Source organism: Proteiniphilum sp. LBM24028, assembly GCF_056629195.1.
Window position 1 is genome coordinate 889127 of sequence record NZ_CM152817.1, and the last position, 18724, is coordinate 907850.

At 45.4% G+C, this 18724-nt stretch carries 17 protein-coding genes and 2 tRNA genes; 10 read left to right on the forward strand and 9 right to left on the reverse strand.

The window, feature by feature from the left end:
- Positions 1-47 precede the first annotated feature (47 nt).
- The 7 genes from AC1HCU_RS03400 to AC1HCU_RS03430 form a co-directional block, all read right to left on the reverse strand.
- Positions 48-1334 (reverse strand): bifunctional folylpolyglutamate synthase/dihydrofolate synthase, encoded by a 1287-nt coding sequence (locus tag AC1HCU_RS03400; RefSeq protein ID WP_480369088.1) that lies wholly within the window; start codon positions 1332-1334, stop codon positions 48-50.
- Positions 1335-1416: 82 nt separating this feature from the next.
- A complete protein-coding gene (locus tag AC1HCU_RS03405; protein WP_480369090.1) occupies positions 1417-3480 on the reverse strand; it encodes a dipeptidyl-peptidase 3 family protein in 2064 nt (687 codons plus the stop codon).
- A gap of 70 nt (positions 3481-3550) precedes the next feature.
- Positions 3551-4057: a 5-(carboxyamino)imidazole ribonucleotide mutase gene (gene purE / locus AC1HCU_RS03410; protein ID WP_480369093.1), complete on the reverse strand. Its 507-nt coding sequence runs from the start codon at positions 4055-4057 to the stop codon at positions 3551-3553.
- Positions 4058-4068: 11 nt separating this feature from the next.
- Entirely contained in the window at positions 4069-4449 is a 381-nt protein-coding gene (gene gcvH, locus AC1HCU_RS03415; protein WP_480369096.1) for a glycine cleavage system protein GcvH, read from the reverse strand.
- Positions 4450-4533: 84 nt separating this feature from the next.
- Complete coding sequence (locus AC1HCU_RS03420) at positions 4534-5148, reverse strand: hypothetical protein (RefSeq protein ID WP_321721956.1); 615 nt, start codon at positions 5146-5148, stop codon at positions 4534-4536.
- 31 nt (positions 5149-5179) lie between these two features.
- Positions 5180-6634, reverse strand: a complete 1455-nt coding sequence (gene rpoN, locus AC1HCU_RS03425) for an RNA polymerase factor sigma-54 (RefSeq protein WP_480369099.1) — start codon at positions 6632-6634, stop codon at positions 5180-5182.
- A 46-nt stretch (positions 6635-6680) separates the two neighbouring features.
- Positions 6681-6998, reverse strand: a complete 318-nt coding sequence (locus tag AC1HCU_RS03430) for a hypothetical protein (protein ID WP_480369102.1) — start codon at positions 6996-6998, stop codon at positions 6681-6683.
- A gap of 216 nt (positions 6999-7214) precedes the next feature.
- Here AC1HCU_RS03430 and AC1HCU_RS03435 point away from each other — a divergent pair, with 216 nt between their 5' ends.
- The 9 genes from AC1HCU_RS03435 (at position 7215) to dacB (ending at position 14874) form a co-directional block, all read left to right on the forward strand.
- Positions 7215-7766: an IS1096 element passenger TnpR family protein gene (locus AC1HCU_RS03435; RefSeq protein WP_480369104.1), complete on the forward strand. Its 552-nt coding sequence runs from the start codon at positions 7215-7217 to the stop codon at positions 7764-7766.
- A gap of 118 nt (positions 7767-7884) precedes the next feature.
- Positions 7885-8727 carry a tRNA (adenosine(37)-N6)-dimethylallyltransferase MiaA gene (gene miaA / locus AC1HCU_RS03440; RefSeq protein WP_480371043.1) on the forward strand — a complete coding sequence of 281 codons (843 nt, stop codon included), beginning with the start codon at positions 7885-7887 and terminating at the stop codon, positions 8725-8727.
- Positions 8728-8823: 96 nt separating this feature from the next.
- Positions 8824-8897, forward strand: a tRNA-Asn gene (locus AC1HCU_RS03445).
- A gap of 21 nt (positions 8898-8918) precedes the next feature.
- Positions 8919-8992 (forward strand) — tRNA-Asn (locus tag AC1HCU_RS03450).
- A 155-nt stretch (positions 8993-9147) separates the two neighbouring features.
- Positions 9148-10104, forward strand: coding sequence for an NAD(P)-dependent oxidoreductase (locus AC1HCU_RS03455; protein WP_480369107.1), 957 nt, complete (start codon positions 9148-9150; stop codon positions 10102-10104).
- A gap of 12 nt (positions 10105-10116) precedes the next feature.
- Positions 10117-10818: a DNA alkylation repair protein gene (locus tag AC1HCU_RS03460; RefSeq protein WP_480371046.1), complete on the forward strand. Its 702-nt coding sequence runs from the start codon at positions 10117-10119 to the stop codon at positions 10816-10818.
- A 17-nt stretch (positions 10819-10835) separates the two neighbouring features.
- The gene (locus tag AC1HCU_RS03465) at positions 10836-12050 is read left to right on the forward strand and encodes a M16 family metallopeptidase (RefSeq protein WP_480369110.1); all 1215 of its coding nucleotides are present in this window, start codon (positions 10836-10838) and stop codon (positions 12048-12050) included.
- Positions 12051-12157: 107 nt separating this feature from the next.
- A complete protein-coding gene (locus AC1HCU_RS03470) occupies positions 12158-12775 on the forward strand; it encodes a porin family protein (RefSeq protein ID WP_480369113.1) in 618 nt (205 codons plus the stop codon).
- A gap of 662 nt (positions 12776-13437) precedes the next feature.
- Positions 13438-14874 carry a D-alanyl-D-alanine carboxypeptidase/D-alanyl-D-alanine endopeptidase gene (gene dacB, locus AC1HCU_RS03475; RefSeq protein WP_480369116.1) on the forward strand — a complete coding sequence of 479 codons (1437 nt, stop codon included), beginning with the start codon at positions 13438-13440 and terminating at the stop codon, positions 14872-14874.
- 33 nt (positions 14875-14907) lie between these two features.
- On the opposite strand, the gene bamJ is transcribed toward dacB, so the two are convergent.
- Together bamJ and AC1HCU_RS03485 are read right to left on the reverse strand one after the other, a co-directional pair.
- Entirely contained in the window at positions 14908-15444 is a 537-nt protein-coding gene (bamJ, locus tag AC1HCU_RS03480; protein ID WP_480369118.1) for a BamJ family beta-barrel-assembly machinery protein, read from the reverse strand.
- A gap of 4 nt (positions 15445-15448) precedes the next feature.
- Entirely contained in the window at positions 15449-16996 is a 1548-nt protein-coding gene (locus AC1HCU_RS03485; protein WP_480369121.1) for a glycine--tRNA ligase, read from the reverse strand.
- Positions 16997-17240: 244 nt separating this feature from the next.
- On the opposite strand from AC1HCU_RS03485, the gene AC1HCU_RS03490 reads away from it, so the two are divergent.
- On the forward strand, positions 17241-18722 hold the full coding sequence (locus AC1HCU_RS03490) for an oligosaccharide flippase family protein (protein WP_480369124.1): 1482 nt from the start codon (positions 17241-17243) through the stop codon (positions 18720-18722).
- The last annotated feature ends 2 nt before the right edge of the window (positions 18723-18724 follow it).

Below are 18724 nucleotides of genomic sequence, written 5' to 3' on the forward strand. Positions count from 1 at the left end.
CGGATGCAAAGGTAACCTATCACTTCAGGATAGTCATGATTTGGTAATCAGGTAAACAACAGCAGGGCATCTGCCACCACGAAAGAACTACCGCCGATGAAGATGAGATCATCTTCACCGGCGTTTTCTATTGCTGCACGAATGGCTCCCGAAACGGATGCAAAGGTGGTGCCTTCTAATCCGTAAACCGCAGCATGTTCTTTCAATATCTTTTCATCCAGAGCCCGTTCCACAGACGCCCTGGTAAAATAGTACCGTGCATCTTTCGGCATCAAAGCAAGTACGGAATCCACATCCTTGTCGTTGGCCATCCCGAAAATAAGATGTAGCCGGTCATAATCCTCCAAAAGCAATTGCCCGGCTATATAGCGTAACCCATGCGCATTGTGCGCGATGTCGCAGATAATCTTCGGGGAGGAGCTTAGCTGCTGCCATCTTCCCATAAGGCCGGTGATGGCAGTCACACCTTCAAATCCGCTCTGTACGGCTTCTCTTGGGATATTATATCCGGTTTCAAGGAGAATTTCCACTACCGTCAATACCGTCCTGGCATTTTTATCCTGTGCCGGTCCATTCAACTCTCCCCGGAGTCCCGCATAATTATCCGCATGGAACAGCCACCCTGTACCACTTCTTTCAGCAGTAAAGTTGTTCATGTAGCGCTCTGCAAATATCAGGGGTGCCTCAACCGATCTTGCTTTATCAATAAATACCTGTGCGACTTCAGTATTTCCGATCTCACCCACAACCACCGGTGTAAGGGGTTTGATGATTCCCGCCTTCTCGGTTGCAATCATCGGTAGGGTATTGCCCAGAAATTTCATATGATCGTACCCGATGTTGGTGATGACACTGAGATCGGGAGAGATGATATTGGTACTGTCGAGACGACCTCCCAGACCGACTTCAATGACCGCCACATCCACCCTTTGTTCTGCAAACCAGAGAAAAGCCATCTCCATGGTCAGTTCGAAGAAGGAGGGCATCACCGGCTCAAACTGATCTTTGTATTTTTCCACAAAGTCGATCACATACCGCTGGTCGATCATGATCCCGTTTATTCTTATCCGTTCACGAAAATCCAGGAGGTGGGGTGAGGTATAGAGGCCGACCTTATAGCCCGACTCCTGCAAGATGGCCGCGAGCAGATGGGAGGTGGATCCCTTTCCGTTGGTGCCTCCCACATGAATAGTTTTAAAACGGCGGTGGGGATGATCAAAGATTGCATCCAGCGCCAGGCTGTTATCGAGCCCTTCCTTGTATGCAAGATGCCCGATACGCTGGTACTCCGGCATCTGTTTGTAGAGGTATGCGATTGTTTCTTCGTACGTCATGCGATGATTGGATGAATGAATACAAAAATAAGCGTTTGGGACGAACCGAAACGCTTATTTTTCAAATATTGTTGAATTCTGATCAGTTCTTCAGCGGTAGTACCGAGTATTGCCGCGAGTAACGCAGGTGCTGATCCACATAATTCTCATCATAGGAAATGGTCACATTGATTATTTTTCCATTCTCATCGGTTACCGGCTTATAAACAGGATTCACAAATCCTTTATAGGGAGCAATGTTCAACGCTTCGTAACGCGACAGCACCTGGGCATGCAGCGTCGGATTAACTTTTACACCATAGGTTTCGATCAGTTTCTTTCCTGCTTCAAAATCACCTTCCGACTTGATGCGCTGCACTTCAGCAAGCAACTGACCGAAAAGGTCACGTAGCTTGTTATAGTCATTGACAACCACATAAGTTTTGCTATCGCGTTCTTTTAATTCAACCACATTGTCGGCCTTGCCTTGTTCAATGATCCAGTTCGAGATGGTGGCACGGTTTCGCATATGGGCCTGTTCAATTTGTTTATCCGGTTGAATGCGTGTGAGCTGTGTCATGGCTCCGTTCATGATGTAGGAGTAGTATTCTGCTTTGTAGGCTTCGCTATCGGGGAGCAGTCCCAGTTCTACCAGTTTCGGGTCGGCCAGGTAATAGAGTGCGAACAGGTCGGCACGGGTTTCTTCTAATGGAGAAGCGTAGGCCTGGAGTACATCGGTACTGACGCCGGGTAGCAGTTTTCCTGATCCGTGTCCCAGACATTCATGCAGGTCGGTATGAAGATTGTCGGTGAGTGTGCCATATTTTGTTGTTAAGCCCCTTTCGGCATCACTCCACATAAACTCTTCCCTGAAGCCGTTTCCTTCGGCTGCCTTGTCGTAGGCGAAGGTGATGTTGTCGATGGTGACCGACTTGGAGCCGTGATCGCGGCGGATCCAGTCGGCATTCGGCAAATTGATCCCGATGGGTGTGGCGGGGTAGGTATCCCCACCAAGAATGGCTGCAGTTATTACTTTGGCCGATACACCCTTCACCTTTTCCTTTTTAAAACGATTGTCGATGGGAGAGTTATCCTCAAACCATTGTGCATTCTCGCTGATAATGCGGGTACGTTCAGAGGCTTCAATACTTTTGAAGTTGACCATTGCCTCCCAGGTAGCCTTCAGCCCCAGGGGGTCGCTGTAGGTTTCAATGAATCCATTGATAAAGTCAACGCGGGAGGTGGTGTCGGTTACCCACTTCACGGAATAGTCGTCGAAGGTCTTCAGGTCGCCGGTTTTGTAATAAGCTATAAGGGTGTGAATGGTTTGTTTCTGATGATCATTTTCGGCCACTACGGCTGCTTTTTCCAGCCATCCGATGATGCGTTCAATGGCTTTGTCGTACATACCGCCCAGCTTCCAAACCTGTTCGGCGACCACTCCGTCTGCTTTTATCACCTTGCTATTCAGTCCGTAGGACACCGGAGTATTGTCGCTGGGAACTTTCATTGCATTGTAGAAATCTTCCACTTCCTTCTGGGTCACTCCCTCGTAAAAGTTTACAGCGGATGTGACTACGATGTCTGTTCCGGGAGTCTGGCTCATCCGTTTGGGCATCACGGCCGGATCAAACATTACCGGTAGGATCTCATTCAGTGTCTCGTCGGCTGCCATGCCGTCGCGAAAAGGCATCCGGCCGGGGTCTACACTTTTCACCAGCTTCACGAAAAAATCCTGCGAAAATTGCGGGATAATCTTGTCCTCTGAATAATGATGATGGATGCCGTTTGCCATCCAGATCTGTTTCAGGTATGTTTCAAAGTTTCCCCACTCTTGGGAAGACTTGTCTCCCATATAATTCTCATACACACCTTCGCATACCCTTCGGATAGTCAGGTTGTAACGGTTATTCTGATCCCAGAGTATATCGCGGCCTTCGAGTGCTGCCTGTGACAAATAATAAATCAGTTCCTTTTGTTGCAACGACAGGTTGTTGAAACCGGGTACCGGGTAACGTAGTATTTCAATATCGGCAAAACGGTCTACCTTGTATTGAAATGCAGAATCGATGCCGTCATCGCCGGCCGCGGGTCTGTCTGCCTTCTTGCCTTCATTGCAGGCTGCAAGCAGAAATAGGATCGTGAGCATAAACAGTATTCGTTTCATTTCTTTTTTTGATTTTTAATCACACACTGATACACTGAATCTTCGGATGATTCGTTGTAAATTACAAACGTCAGTTCGTTTTGTAGGCATAGGATACTGTTGCCAGTTCTTCGTTGGCCTTCGTGATTTTCTTTTTTAGACTTTCTTTGTAGGAAGCCAGTTTTTGCAAGACCGTCTCATCGCCCGTGGAAATCATTTGCAAGGCAAGGATGGCGGCATTCAGCGCGCTATTTATGCCTACCGTGGCTACGGGTATGCCCGGGGGCATCTGCACGATGGAAAGCAATGCATCCATCCCGTCGAGCGACGCTTTAATAGGTACGCCGATGACAGGGAGCGTGGTCATTGAAGCGATCACCCCTGGCAAGTGTGCAGCCATGCCGGCTGCGGCGATGATTACCTTGATTCCCCTTTCGCCGGCTTCTTTGGCAAATTTCTCCACCTCCCCGGGTGTGCGATGTGCCGACAGGGCATTCATCTCAAAGGGCACTTCCATTTCGTTGAGAAACTGTGCTGCCTTTTCCATTATAGGCAAATCGGAGGTACTGCCCATAATGATACTTATAATAGGGGTCATATCTTCAGGTTTTATTTTCCGATAAACTTTTTATAATCTTCAGCTGACATCAGGCTGGACAGCTCATCACTGTTATTCAGGGTTATTTTAATGATCCATCCCTCACCAAACGGATCCTTATTGACCAGCTCGGGTGCATCATCGAGTTTGGAATTTATTTCCAGTACTTCTCCACCGACAGGCATCATCAGGTCAGATACGGTTTTCACTGCTTCAATGCTGCCGAATACTTCACCCTGTTCCAGGGTATCTCCTTCGGTAGTCACATCTACATACACAATTTCACCCAGCTCGTCCTGTGCAAAATCGGTAATTCCTACGTATGCTTCATTGCCTTCTACTCTCACCCATTCATGGTCGGAAGAGTATTTTACATTTTCTGGAAAATTCATAGCGAGTATAATTTTATAATTAATATAATTTGGGATAAATGTACAACTTAATTCCCGATTGACAAAACGACGAAATCGGTAATTCTATGTTCGTGCGCCCAACCATACAAACAAGAATGAAACCATGTATCCGAGCAAAAAACCTGCTACAACCTGAGCAAGGGTATGACGCCGGAGAATAAGTCGCGAGGTTCCCACCAGTCCGGCAATGATGAACAACCCCATAAACATGTAATAGGGATTGGATCTTTCCACAAAGAAACTTACCGCCATGGCACCGCCGATAAGGCCACCTATGCCAAACATGTGTGCACTGATCTTCCACATGAAGGTAATGAGAATGGCAATAACCATGATCGCCACGGAGGCAGCCATGATCATCATGAACCACCTTGGCATGTGTATCCTGTAATAAAAGATAATCATGGCCGAGTAAGACAACAGTGTGATCAGATAGGGATAAAACCGTTCCCGACGTACTTTCAACGACAGGTCTGAAATAATACCCAGACGGAAGAGCATAAATATGAGAATGGCGGGAATAACAAAAGAGAAAAGAACTACCGGCGTGACTATATGCCAGAATTGATGCCTGTATATCACTCCGAAATAGGTATACACAAATAGGAGCATTACCCCGTAGGTAGGCATCAACAAAGGCTGAAAGACGGTGGAAATGACATGCGAGATCGACTTCATCCTGATGGTTACTATCAATAAAACGGCAAAGTTATATTTTTTTTCTCAAACGTGACACAGGAATATTCAGTTGTTCCCGATATTTTGCTACTGTGCGGCGTGCTATTACATACCCCTTTTCATTGAGAATTTTAGTGAGTTGATCGTCGGTGAGGGGTCTGGATGGTTTTTCGTTTTCGATACTCTCTTTGAGAATCTTTTTCACTTCCCGTGATGAAATGTCTTCACCTTCATGGGTTTGCATTGCTTCAGAAAAGAAGTATTTGAGTGGATAAACGGCTGTATTCGTCTGCACGTACTTGCTGTTGCTTACGCGCGAAATGGTGGAGATATCGAAACCGGTCCTGTCAGCCACATCCTTCAGAATCATCGGTTTGAGCTGCGACTCATCTTCAGTGAGAAAAAAATCATACTGTAACGTTACGATTGCCTCCATGGTGCGCTGCAGTGTATACTGACGTTGTTTTACCGCATCGATGAACCATTTGGCGGAATCCACCTTTTGCTTCATGAAAAACATGGCCTGCTTATCGTCGGCCGACATGCTTGTTTTATTGTCGATATATCCTCTTAGCATCTCCGAAAAATTGCGGTTTATCTTCAGACTCGGCATGTTGCTGTTGTTAAGATGAAACGAAACAACGCCATTATATGACTCTACAATGAAGTCGGGAGTAATATTATTCATGGCTGTTTGCAGGGTACCACCCAGACTGTTGCCCGGTTTCGGGTTGAGGGAGATAATCTCATGAATGGCATCACGCAGGTCGTCTTCCGTAATGCCCATATATCGCATGATTTTGTCGTAATGCTTTCGTGAAAACTCATCGAAATGATCTGTCAGTATCTTTTTTGCCCGTTTCACAGGTGCTGTTGGTTTGTAACGATCAAGCTGAAGAAGAAGACATTCCTGCAGATCACGTGCACAAATACCGGGGGGATCAAGATCCTGTATTTCATACATCACATCTTCCAGTTGCAGTGGTGTAGCCTCAATTTGCTGCTGAAACAGCAGGTCGTCGGAAATAGATTGAAGGTCGCGCTGGAGGTAGCCATTTTCATCGATATTACCAATTATATATTCGGCAATCATCTGTTTGCGTTCGTCCAGGTTTAACAACCCGATTTGCTCGAGCAGAAAGTCGCTGAGTGACTTGTCATCATAGTTGTTGTACTCGATAAAGCTTTGCTCCCCTTTTTGGGTCGATCCGTTGAGACGGTAATCAGGGATGTCATCCTCGGAAAAATAATCTCCCAGGATAATCTCTTCCTGAGACAGATCATTTTCCTTTATTTCGGAATCTTCGTTTTCCGGATCACCTGAAAGCTCACTGTCTCCGGCCTCCAATGCGGGGTTCTCTTCTACCTCCTGCTTGATGCGGTCTTCCACTTCCACCGTGTTTAATTCTACCAGCTTTATCACCTGCATCTGCAGAGGAGAAAGCCGTTGTGTCTGTTTCAGTACCTGTTGCTGCTTTAGCGCCATTTGACGTTTTGTATGCTGGTTCGATATACAAAGATACTAATTTCTCTTATTCTAAAGAACAGTCATCGTACCCTCCCTGGCACGTAAGAGGGGCAAGTGCATATGCGTCATACTCATCGAACGCCGGACCGGGTTTTCCATTAATTACCACCACACGGTCGGCACGTACCTTATCGCCGTTATTAAGAAAAATAAAAACGCCTTCACTATCTACTTCTCCTGTTTTGAGAATCTTACCACGACACTCTTCCAGTGCCGGTTCATCTGTAAATGCAAAGTAGATGATTCTTGATTCCTTCTTTACCGTTTCCTGCTCGAATAACTCAAAATAGACAGGATCAATTGGCATATATGCTCGTTTCATATGATTTTTTATTTATAACCCACAAAGTATACTCTCATTTTCTCCTTTCCCGCAGGTTCATATAAAACAAATCAGTTCTGAATAGGTTCAACTTTCTTCAGTCATTACAACGCGGTATGATGTCTGTTTAGTGATCAACAAATATGGAAACGTGATTACTTTTTAAAACTTTTTATTACCTTTGAAACGTCAACAATGCATAAAATAAAGATCATAATGATATTCAAATTTCTAATTCTATCAGATGAGGCCGAGAAATTCAAAAGAGAAATAAAAATTGATGCCGATAACACTTTTTTGGATTTCTACCAGGCGATTATTGACTGCACCGGATTTAGTAAAAAAGAGATGGCATCCTTTTTCCTTTGTGATGATAAGTGGAGGAAAAAGGAAGAAATAACCCTGGTGGAGATGGATACTTATTCCGATGAAGATTCTCTGACCATGGATGCCTGTATCCTGAGCGACTATCTGGAAGATGAAAAGCAGAAGCTGATGTTTGTGTTTGACTATCTTACCGAAAGGGCATTGTTTATTGAACTTGCAGAGGTAATACCGGGCAAGAGTCTGCAAAAAGCAGTTTGTACCCTATCGGTGGGAGAACCTCCAAAGCAGGTGATGCAGATTGAAGAACTGAAAGTGGAAAGTGGAGCCATAGATCTGGGCGAAACCTTTTACGGTGACGAAAGCTTTGAAATGGATGAACTGGACAAAGAGGGTTTTGAAGGCCTGGACGATTCTCCTGCAGAAACAGAGGATCTATACTGAACCGTTTATAATTCAAATAAAAAAGTTTATCATCATTAATCAACAGATTATCTTTTCCGCAAAGCACACACTACTTGTACTTCTTGGTCCCACGGCAGTGGGTAAAACAGCATGGAGCATGCAGCTTGCCGAACAGCTGAAATGTCCCATATTGTCTGCCGACTCCCGCCAGATATACCGGGGCATGCCCATAGCAACTGCCGCACCCTCCCGTGCACAGTTACAACGTGTAGAGCATCACTTCGTGGGGATGCTGGCGCCTGAAGCATACTACAGTGCCAGCGATTATGAACAGCATGTGCTCTCCCTGCTCGATAAATTATTCGTGCAACACCCTGTTGTAATTCTTGCGGGTGGTTCCATGATGTATATTGATGCAGTCTGTAGGGGCATCGATGATATTCCCACCATTGATGAAACACTTCGTGAAGAACTCTTCCAGCTTTACAGGAAAGAGGGACTCGACCCGATCAGGCAACAGCTGAAAATACTGGATCCTCTGTTTTACGACGAAGTAGATCTGAAAAATCCCAAACGGGTGATACATGCCCTGGAGGTATGCCTTATGGCAGGAAAACCATACTCTTCTCTCCGCACAAACCTTAAGAAGGAACGTCCTTTCCGGATTGTAAAGGTTGGTTTCACCCGGGAACGCAATGAACTGTATGAGAGAATTAACCGGCGCGTAGACCTGATGATGGAAGAAGGGTTGCTCGAAGAAGCGAGGGGCTTTTACGGAAGACGTCAACTGAATTCGCTGAACACGGTGGGATATAAAGAGCTTTTCGATTATTTCGATGGTAACTGTTCGCTTGAATTTGCAGTAGATAAAATAAAACAGCACTCCCGAAACTATGCCCGCAAGCAACTTAGCTGGTTTAGAAAAGACAAGGAAATTCATTGGATTAATCTCTCGGAGAATGATGCGGATGCAAGAAGACAGGTTATCTCACTTTTGTAGAAACAGATTATACCGTTCGCTTGTTTTTTTTTATCTGTTATTGGTTTATTCGGAAAAATATACTACTTTTGCATCGCTTTTCGGCATTCAGAATATTCTTCCTTAGCTCAGTCGGTTAGAGCATCTGACTGTTAATCAGAGGGTCCTTGGTTCAAGTCCAAGAGGAAGAGCAACTCAAAATTAAGGAGTATTCTTCAGTAGCTCAGTCGGTTAGAGCATCTGACTGTTAATCAGAGGGTCGTTGGTTCAAGTCCAACCTGAAGAGCGGAAAACGGGTCTCATGGCTCGTTTTTTCTGTTTATACCATAGTTATGACAATACCCCGGGGTAACTATCTTTAAACAAATCCTGCCGTTCACCCGTTAAAACAGACATTTAAATGATTCGTTGCCACAGTGTATATCAACAAAACAGTCGCATATGAAGAAAGTATTGATCGCATACCGGTTAAAGCCGGAGGGGTTGCAAGAGCTGGCAGGGAAGTATGAGGTGACCCTCCCGACAGGGAAATCCAGTTTTTCCAGGGAGGAAGTGCTGGCAATGATTCCCGATTTTGAGGTACTTGTTCCCAGTTTCAGTTTTTATACCGACAAAGAAATCATGGAACGAGGCGCGAGGCTGGAACTTATTTCCAACTGGGGTGTGGGCTTTAACAATATCGATGTGGACTACGCTACCCAAAAAGGAATTGTTGTCACCAACATTCCCGACTCCACCCGGGAACCAACAGCAGAGTTTGCTTTTGGCCTCCTGATGGCGTCTGGACGGCGCATCAGTTATTACGACAGGAAGTTGCGAATGCCGGAAGGAGTGAGTTGGGGTGCCTATGCTGAAGCAGGATTGCCTGTATACGGCAAAACGTTGGGAATTATTGGAATGGGGCGGATTGGCCAAGCCCTGGCACGTCGTGCCGTGGCTTCGGGAATGGACATCATCTACCACAACAGAAACAGGCTGAGCAGGGAAATTGAAGAGCTTTATAATGCAAATTATGTCTCTCTCGACAATTTGCTACGTACTGCCGATTATATTTCTCTGAATGCTCCTTCCACAAAGGAGACCCATCACATGATCGGGAAGAGGGAGCTGTATATGATGAAACCTACAGCGGTATTCATCAACACGGCACGGGGAGATATGGTGGACGAGAGAGCATTGGCACAAGCCTTGAAAGAGAAAAGAATATGGGCTGCCGCACTCGATGTATTCGAAAATGAGCCATATATATTTCCGGAACTTCTGACACTTGACAATGTGATCCTGACACCCCATGCAGGAACCAAAACAATGGAAGACCGTATAAACATGTCGATAGAAATGTCCCGGAACATAGTAGGCTTCTATGAAGGTATCTTTCCGGTATCGCGGGTTAACTGATTTGTGAAGATGATGACTGCAGAGAAAATAAAACAGCGACTTCTTGCTTTTGGAAATACTGAAAAAGCAGAGCATTCGAGGTATTTCTTCAAGACAGGAAAAGGACAATACGGAGAAGGAGATAAATTTATTGGTTGCACTGTTCCCGAAACACGTGGCGTGGCAGGGACCTGCAAGGAAACGTCGTTCGCAGAGCTGGAGAAACTATTGAATGATGAATTTCACGAATGCCGCCTGTGTGCGTTGATTATCCTGTCAGCACAATTTCAGAGAGCCAGTGAACTTAAACGGGGGGAGATCGTCGATTTCTATCTTTCCCACACCCATCGAGTCAACAACTGGGACCTGGTGGACCTGTCGTGCTGTCAAATCATTGGTGAGTGGCTCAAAGAAAGGCAAGACCGTACATTATTATATACACTGGCGCAAAGCGGCCTTTTATGGGAGCAACGCATTGCGGTGGTCTCCACGATGGCTTTTATTCGTAACAATGATTTTACGGATACACTGAGATTGTGTGAATTATTTCTGACACATACACACGATTTGATACACAAGGCGTGTGGCTGGATGCTCAGAGAAGCCGGTAAGCGGGATGAGATGATACTCACCGGTTTTCTTGACCGATACTATTCGGTGATGCCCCGGACAATGTTGCGCTATTCCATCGAACGATTGTCCCCGGCACAGAAATCCAAATACATGCAGCGGTAATACAGAAAGGAAAGCATATGATACATACTCATACATTATCGAACGGCCTTCGTATTATCCATCGTTCTTTTGCGTCCGGAATATCCTATTGCGGCATCGTAGTAAACGCGGGTAGCCGCGACGAATATTCCGATGAGTTCGGAATGGCGCATTTTGTGGAGCACATGCTCTTTAAGGGTACCGAAAGGCGAAAAGCACATCATATTGCCAGCCGGATGGAGAATGTGGGGGGAGAGCTGAATGCATACACCACAAAGGAAGAAACCTTTTTTTATGCTACCTTTCTGGAGGAGTATTTTTCCCGTGCTACGGAATTGCTGGGAGATATCCTGTTTCACTCTGTCTTTTCGCCCAATCAGATTGAACGGGAAAGGGAAGTTATTCTTGACGAGATCAACTCTTATCGCGATTCTCCTTCGGAGCTTATCTATGATGATTTTGAAAATATGCTCTATAAAGGGCACGAGATGGGACATTACATACTGGGTGAGCCGGAGGCGCTGCACTCTTTCAGCAGGGAACGTATCCTGTCTTTCATGCAGAGGCAGTATCAGCCCTCGGAGATGGTTTTCTTCTCTTTTGGAAAAACAGCATTCGAAAAAGTGATCCGGCAGGTGGAAAAGTATTTTTGCATGACGCAAGAGGCAATACCGCAGAAAAGGCGAACTCCCCCCGGCCACTTTGTGCCGCATAGGGAGAAGGTGGATAAAAATACGACGCAAACACATGTCATGTTGGGATGTAGCACATTTTCCATGCACCATCCTCAAAAATATGCCCTGTTTATGTTGAATAACATCCTTGGTGGAGAAAGCCTGAACAGCCGCCTCAATGCTTCGTTACGGGAGAAGCACGGGCTGGCTTACCACGTGGAGTCGAACGTGACGCTCTATTCCGATAACGGTTTGTTCTCCGTTTATTTTGCCTGTGATCCGAAATATAAAGATAAATGCGTCCGGCTGATTGCGCGCGAGATCGATAAAATAAAGGAGACGGAGCTAACTCCCATGCAACTTGCCCTGGCTAAAAAGCAGTGGAAGGGGCAAATGGGCATTGCTGCAGAAAACCACGAAAACAGCGCACTTTCCATGGCGAAGCAATACCTGCATTTTAATCGTTATATGCCGCTGGAGGATCTCTTTTCCAGGATCGACATAGTGACATCGAAGCAGGTGAAGGAGGTGGCCCGGGAGATTTTTGCTGCCATGCCTTTCGAACTCGTCTATTATTAATTTTTGTAAGGTACTATTCGAACAAATACACTGCAAAACTGTTTTAATGTGAGTCTCGGATATTCTATATCCATAGCTTAATTTTCAAACAAACTAATTATTGTATTATGAAAAGAATTAGATTAATGGCACTTATGGCAATGCTTGTTATTGTTGCAGGCGCAAGTGCTCAGGTAAACTTAGGCATCAAGGGTGGTGTAAACATGTCCAATTATTATGGGGACGAACTAAATGAAAAAAATGTAAAAATAGGCTTTCACGTAGGTTTGGCTGCCGAATACGAATTCGTACCCGGTTCGGCTCTACAGACTGGTCTGTTTTTTACTACCAAGGGTCTTAAAACCGAAGACGCAGACTGGAATGCCAAGTACTCCGAAAACCTGATGTATTTGCAGCTTCCCGTACATTACGCTTACAAGATGGATGTTACTCCCGGTACACGCATTGTATTTCATGGTGGTCCATATGTCGCATACGGTGTAGGTGGCAGCAGAAAAGCATCGGTCGGTAATATCAATGCCGAATGGGATGTAGATAATATATTCGGGGATGGTCGGGCCCAGTATAAGCCTTTCGACGCCGGCTTAGGATTGGGTGTTGGTGCAGAGTTTGGTCCGATCCTTTTTGATCTGGGCTGGGACATGGGTTTGGTAAACATCTCCAGAACCAGTAACGGAGACATCAAAAACCAAAACGCTTATCTTTCCGTGGGCTACAAATTCTAATTTTTAAAGATTTATTTGTAAATGAGGGCTGACTTGATTTTTTAAGTCAGCCTCATTTTTTGAGGGTATTCTTGAAAATATTATATAAACGAGTTGTTAATTTTTCTGTGTTGACTTATATAATATCTAACAATGAATGTATGAAAAGAAATCTCTATTCAATTATTCGTGCTTCTTCTAGGCATGGAAACAATGCTTGCCCAGGAACGCGTAACGGGTAATGTGTCGGACGAAACGGGTGACCCGGTCATCGGTACATCAATTTGGATTAAAGGACCCGGACAAGGAACTGTACAGATGTCAACGGCCATTTTGATGTAATTCTTATCACCGCAAAGTCTGTTCAGAGAGTTGCCAGGATACCTGTAAATTACACTAATAATTTGTCTGGGATGTACCATCAATTTTACCTGATTATCCGGATATTCTTTCCCGGTCGGAAGCATTAATTGCAGTAAACGAACGTGTGGGTCCGGCAAACAAGCTTTTCGGGAGTTTCTGGAACAGATGCTCCTCTATGCAAGAAAATGGAAATTCGATGAAAGAGTTAAAAAGCAGAGGATACCGGCTGGTGAGGACCGACGAACTGTTAAAAGAGTAGTTTGATGCGTTTCTCAAAGGGAATATCTTCTATATTTGTCCAAAACAAAAGATATTTCCCGATGCAAAAGAATCTCATTTTTGTTGTTTTCCTTTTATTCGCGAGCCTTGGCTATCCCCAGACGGCATTGCAGAAGTTTATCGGTCATCCTGCCCTGAAACATGCCTCGGTGGGTGTTTCCGTGGTGGATATGACGACAGGCAAAACGGTGATGGAATATGATGCCGAGAAATCGCTTACCCCTGCATCGGTGTTAAAACTAATCACCACGGCTACAGCGCTGGAAGCATTGGGCGAAAATTATCGTTACAAAACTGATGTGGCGCTCGATGCGGAGGATTCCTCCCGCATCCTGATAATTGGTTCGGGTGATCCTACCCTGGCCAGTGAGGCTTTCCATGGCAATCCGAACATCTTTTTTATCACTACGGCCCACACTCTGAAAAAAACACTTCCGCCGGGTAAGGAATATTCACTTTATGTAGTGGACAACTTGTTTGGATACAATGGTATTTCGCCGGAATGGACCTGGATCGACATGGGCAATTATTACGCCGCGGGGGCATATGGTATCAGTGTGTTCGATAATAGTTATCGTCTCTTTTTTAATACGACTGACAGAGACAGCTGTCCGCGAATACTCCGTACGGAACCACAAATAAAGGGACTTACTTTTCAGAATGAATTGACATTGAACAATACGGGAAGCGATAACGGCTACATTTATGGTATCCCTTTCTCTTATGAAAGGGCCGTGAGAGGGAATATACCGGCTGGAAGAACAGAATTCAGCATTAAAGGCGACATTCCCGATCCGGGGTTGATGCTGGGGGAAACGTTGTCTTACTATCTGAAACAGGCCGACATAAAGATTGGAAAAGTGGAAACGGCTCGGAGGGATTATCTGGCAGGGTACTGTACTCCTGAAAAAAGACAGCCTTACAGGGCAGGCCAGGTGCTTTGCACACATGTTTCACCACCGCTCAAAGAAATTATCCGCGAAGTAAACGTGGAGAGTAACAACCATTACGCTGAACATCTGATCCGTACACTCGGGAGAAAGAGCAAAAAGGATATTTATGAAGATGCACTGGAGGCGGGTGTGACGTATGCAATGGATTTGTGGAACAACAAGGGAATACCTGTCACATCATTACGGATGCACGACGGAAATGGACTGTCGCCGCAAAACGCAGTGAGTCCCTCTTTTCTCACGCAGCTGCTGGTCTATATGTATAACACAAGCGAAAATGCATCCTCTTTTTTCAGCTCATTGCCCAAGGCAGGGCGGGAGGGTACACTCAAAAACTTTATGGGAAATACCCGGTATAGCGGTAAAGTCGTTGCCAAGAGTGGCAGCATTGGCGGAGTACAGTGTTATGCAGGGTATCTTGTTGATGGCAACAAAAAATATGCCTTTGCCGTGATGATAAATAAATTCAATGGCACCCGCCCGCAAGTGAGGGGTGCCATTGAACAATTCTTGCAGGGTTTATAAACGTGATGACGCTGCGGGTGCCTTCCGGGCAATCTACAAAATATCGACCAGTTCAATTTCAAAGACAAGTGTTGTATAACCCGCAATAGTATTGTTTCCACTCTCTCCGTATGCTAGCTTCCAGGGCATCCATACTTCCCACTTGTCGCCCACGCGCATATTTTGTAAGGCAGTGGAAAAACCGTCCACGACACCATTCACGGAAAATGTTCTTGGAATATTGTTGTTTTCAGTAGAATCAAAGATTACTTTGTTGTAAATGATGTTATCTTTATTGTCGGTATAAATATCGGGCATCGACCAGATATTCTTATACCAGCCGGTATAAAGAACCTTTACCTTGTCTGTAAAATAGGGCGTTTCTCCATTACCCGACTGGATCTTTTTGTACATTACAAAGCCTTTACCAGATTGAGAATCGATCTTCGTATATGCCGGATCGGCTGCTATAGCGGCAAACTGTGCCTCGTTGTCAAGCTTCCACTGGTCATCGAACGTTTCTGTTTTGTCGCATGACGCAAACAGAAGAGCCATAAGAAAAGTGAATAATAATGCAGGATATCTCTTCATGTTTTTATGCTGATAATTGTTTGAGTAAATGTTTCATGTCGACCTTATCAGTGATGGTGCGTTGTAATGAATCGATTGAGACCCTTTCCTGTTCCATTGTATCACGATAACGGATGGTAACGGTGTTGTCCTCCAGCGTTTGATGATCGATGGTGGCACAGAAAGGTGTGCCAATAGCATCCTGACGTCGATAGCGCTTACCAATGCTGTCTTTTTCATCGTACTGGCATGTGAAGCTGAATTTCAGTTCGTCCATGATTTCACGGGCTTTTTCTGCGAGGCCGTCTTTTTTCACCAGTGGCAAAATGGCAAGTTTCACCGGTGCAAGGGCCGGGGGAAGCTTCAGCAATACACGTACCTCCCCTCCCTCCAGCGTTTCTTCCTCGTAGGAGGCCGCCAAAACGGAGAGAAACATTCTGTCCACGCCTATGGAGGTTTCCACAACGAAGGGTACGTATGATCTGTTTTGTTCCGGATCGAAATACTGCATCTTCTTGCCGGAATATTTTTCGTGCTGACTCAGATCGAAGTCGGTGCGGGAATGAATACCCTCCACCTCCTTGAAGCCGAATGGCATCTCAAACTCAATATCGGTCGCGGCATTTGCATAGTGGGCCAGCTTGTCATGGTCGTGAAAGCGATACTTCTCTGCACCAAATCCCAAAGACTGATGCCACTTCATACGAAAAGCCTTCCAGTGTTCAAACCACTGTAACTCTTCACCCGGTGCCACAAAGAACTGCATCTCCATCTGTTCAAATTCGCGCATGCGGAAGATGAACTGGCGGGCTACGATCTCGTTACGAAAAGCTTTCCCTATCTGTGCAATTCCGAAAGGAATTTTCATGCGTCCGGTCTTTTGTACATTGAGGAAATTGACAAAAATTCCCTGTGCTGTTTCAGGTCTTAAATAGACCTTCATGGCCCCGTCTGAGGTGGAACCCATCTCAGTGGCAAACATCAGATTGAACTGTCGTACCTCGGTCCAGTTACGAGTACCGCTGACGGGACAAACAATTTCGCAGTCCACTATAATCTGCCTGAGTTCATCCAGGTTGTTGTCGTTCAGGGCCTTTGCAAAGCGGCCGTGTATTTCATCCCGCTTTTGCTGTTGTTCCAGCACACGGGGATTGGTTGCGCGAAACATGGTTTCGTTGAACGATTCTCCAAAACGTTTTGCTGCTTTCTGTATTTCTTTTTCGATCTTATCGTCCAGTTTGGCCAGATGATCTTCGATCAGCACATCGGCACGATAGCGTTTCTTGCTGTCCTTGTTGTCGATCAGCGGATCGTTGAAGGCATCCACATGTCCCGATGCCTTCCAGATGGTAGGATGCATAAAGATGGCGGAATCAATTCCCACCACATTCTCATGCAACAGCACCATGCTGTCCCACCAGTACTTTTTTATGTTGTTCTTGAGCTCCACGCCCATCTGCCCGTAGTCGTACACGGCGCCCAAACCATCGTAGATTTCACTCGAAGGGAATACGTACCCGTACTCTTTACTATGCGATACCAGCTTTTTAAAAATCTCTTCCTGTAATGCCATAATTTCAAAAATGCAACCTGCAGCCAATAATGCGGCTGTGTGAATGCATTGTCCGATTGATAAAACTCTTTACTTATTTTCAACCTGCAAAGTAAACGGTTTTTTTCGATATTTTACCCTTACCAATGATTAAAGATAAATAATGAGGCGATCTTTTGGTTAACACTTGGTGGAAAAATTGTATTTTTGTTCCCGGAATGAACAATCAATCTTCTAACTTATTCGGGTAAACATGGCAGGAGGAATGAAAACATTGGCGAAAGAGACCTTCTTTTATGGCATAGGTAGTGTTTTGCCTAAACTGCTCAGCTGGCTGCTCTCTCTCTATTGGGCATTTGCCTTGCCAAAGATCTCTGATATAGGTGTGCTGACAAATTTCTATGCCTGGGTGGCACTCCTGCAGGTAATTCTGACCTATGGCATGGAAACGGGCTTTTTTCGGTATGCCAACAAAGAAAAGGAGCCTTCCCGGGTTTTCTCCACTACTTTTCTCTCCATTGCCACGACAACCACCATATTCTTTATTCTGACATTCCTCTTTCTGAAGCCGCTGGCGTTTGTGCTGGGAGGCATAGCAATGAAGCCGCATTATCTGCTGTTGCTGGTGATTATCCTCTGCATAGATGTGCTGGGTGCCATCCCTTTTGCTAACCTGAGGTTTAAAAAGAGGCCGGTACGGTTCGCCATGATCAGGGTTGTCAATGTGGTGCTGACTATTCTGTTCAACCTTTTCTTCTTCCTGGTTTGTCCCCGCTTGCAGGCCCTCTTCCCGGAAGTTTTCGCCTGGTTCGACATAAACAAGGGGGTGGATTATATTTTGATTTCAAACCTTGCCGCTTCGGTTGTCCAGTTTCTGATGGTCTCGCCGGAGTTGCGCATCAGGTTTACTTTCGACAAAGTGCTGCTTCGTAATATGTTGAAATACTCGTTTCCCATATTGATATTGGGCGTTGCCGGCATCCTGAACCAGACGGCGGACAAGATCATCTTTCCCTGGTTATACCCCGACAAGGCAAATGCTTATACCGAACTGGGTATTTACGGACAGAACTTCAAGATTGCCATCATCATGGTGATGTTTACCCAGGCATTCCGGTATGCTTTTGAACCATTTATCTTTGCACGGGGTAAGGGGGCGACCGGTGACCGGCAGTCGTTCAGTGACGCCACCCGCTATTTCATTGTCTTCGGATTGCTTATTTTCCTGGTGACCACCGGTTATATCGATGTCATTAAATACATGATTCCCGCTTCATATCACGAGGGATTGAAGGTGGTGCCCATTGTGCTGATGGGAGAACTCTTCTTTGGAATATACTTCAATCTTTCCCTGTGGTATAAGCTGACAGACCAGACCCGTTGGGGAGCCTATATGTCACTCATAGGCTTTGCAATCACCATCTTTATAAATATTATGTTTATTCCCCGTTATGGCTATATGGCCTGTGCGTGGGCATCTTTCATCGCCAACCTGGCCATGATGGTGATTTCCTACTTTCTGGGACAGAGAAATTATCCCATTCCCTACAATCTGAGATCAGCAGGATTGTTCTTCCTGCTTTCGATGATCCTTTTTGAGGGAATCACAATCACATATATGAATGTGAACTTTTTATGGCTCAGGTTGGGGATAAATACGACTTTAATCCTGATTTATCTTGTGGTGGTCATAAAAAAGGAGTTACCTTTGCGGCACTGGCCGCTGATAGGGAGATATTTCAAATGACG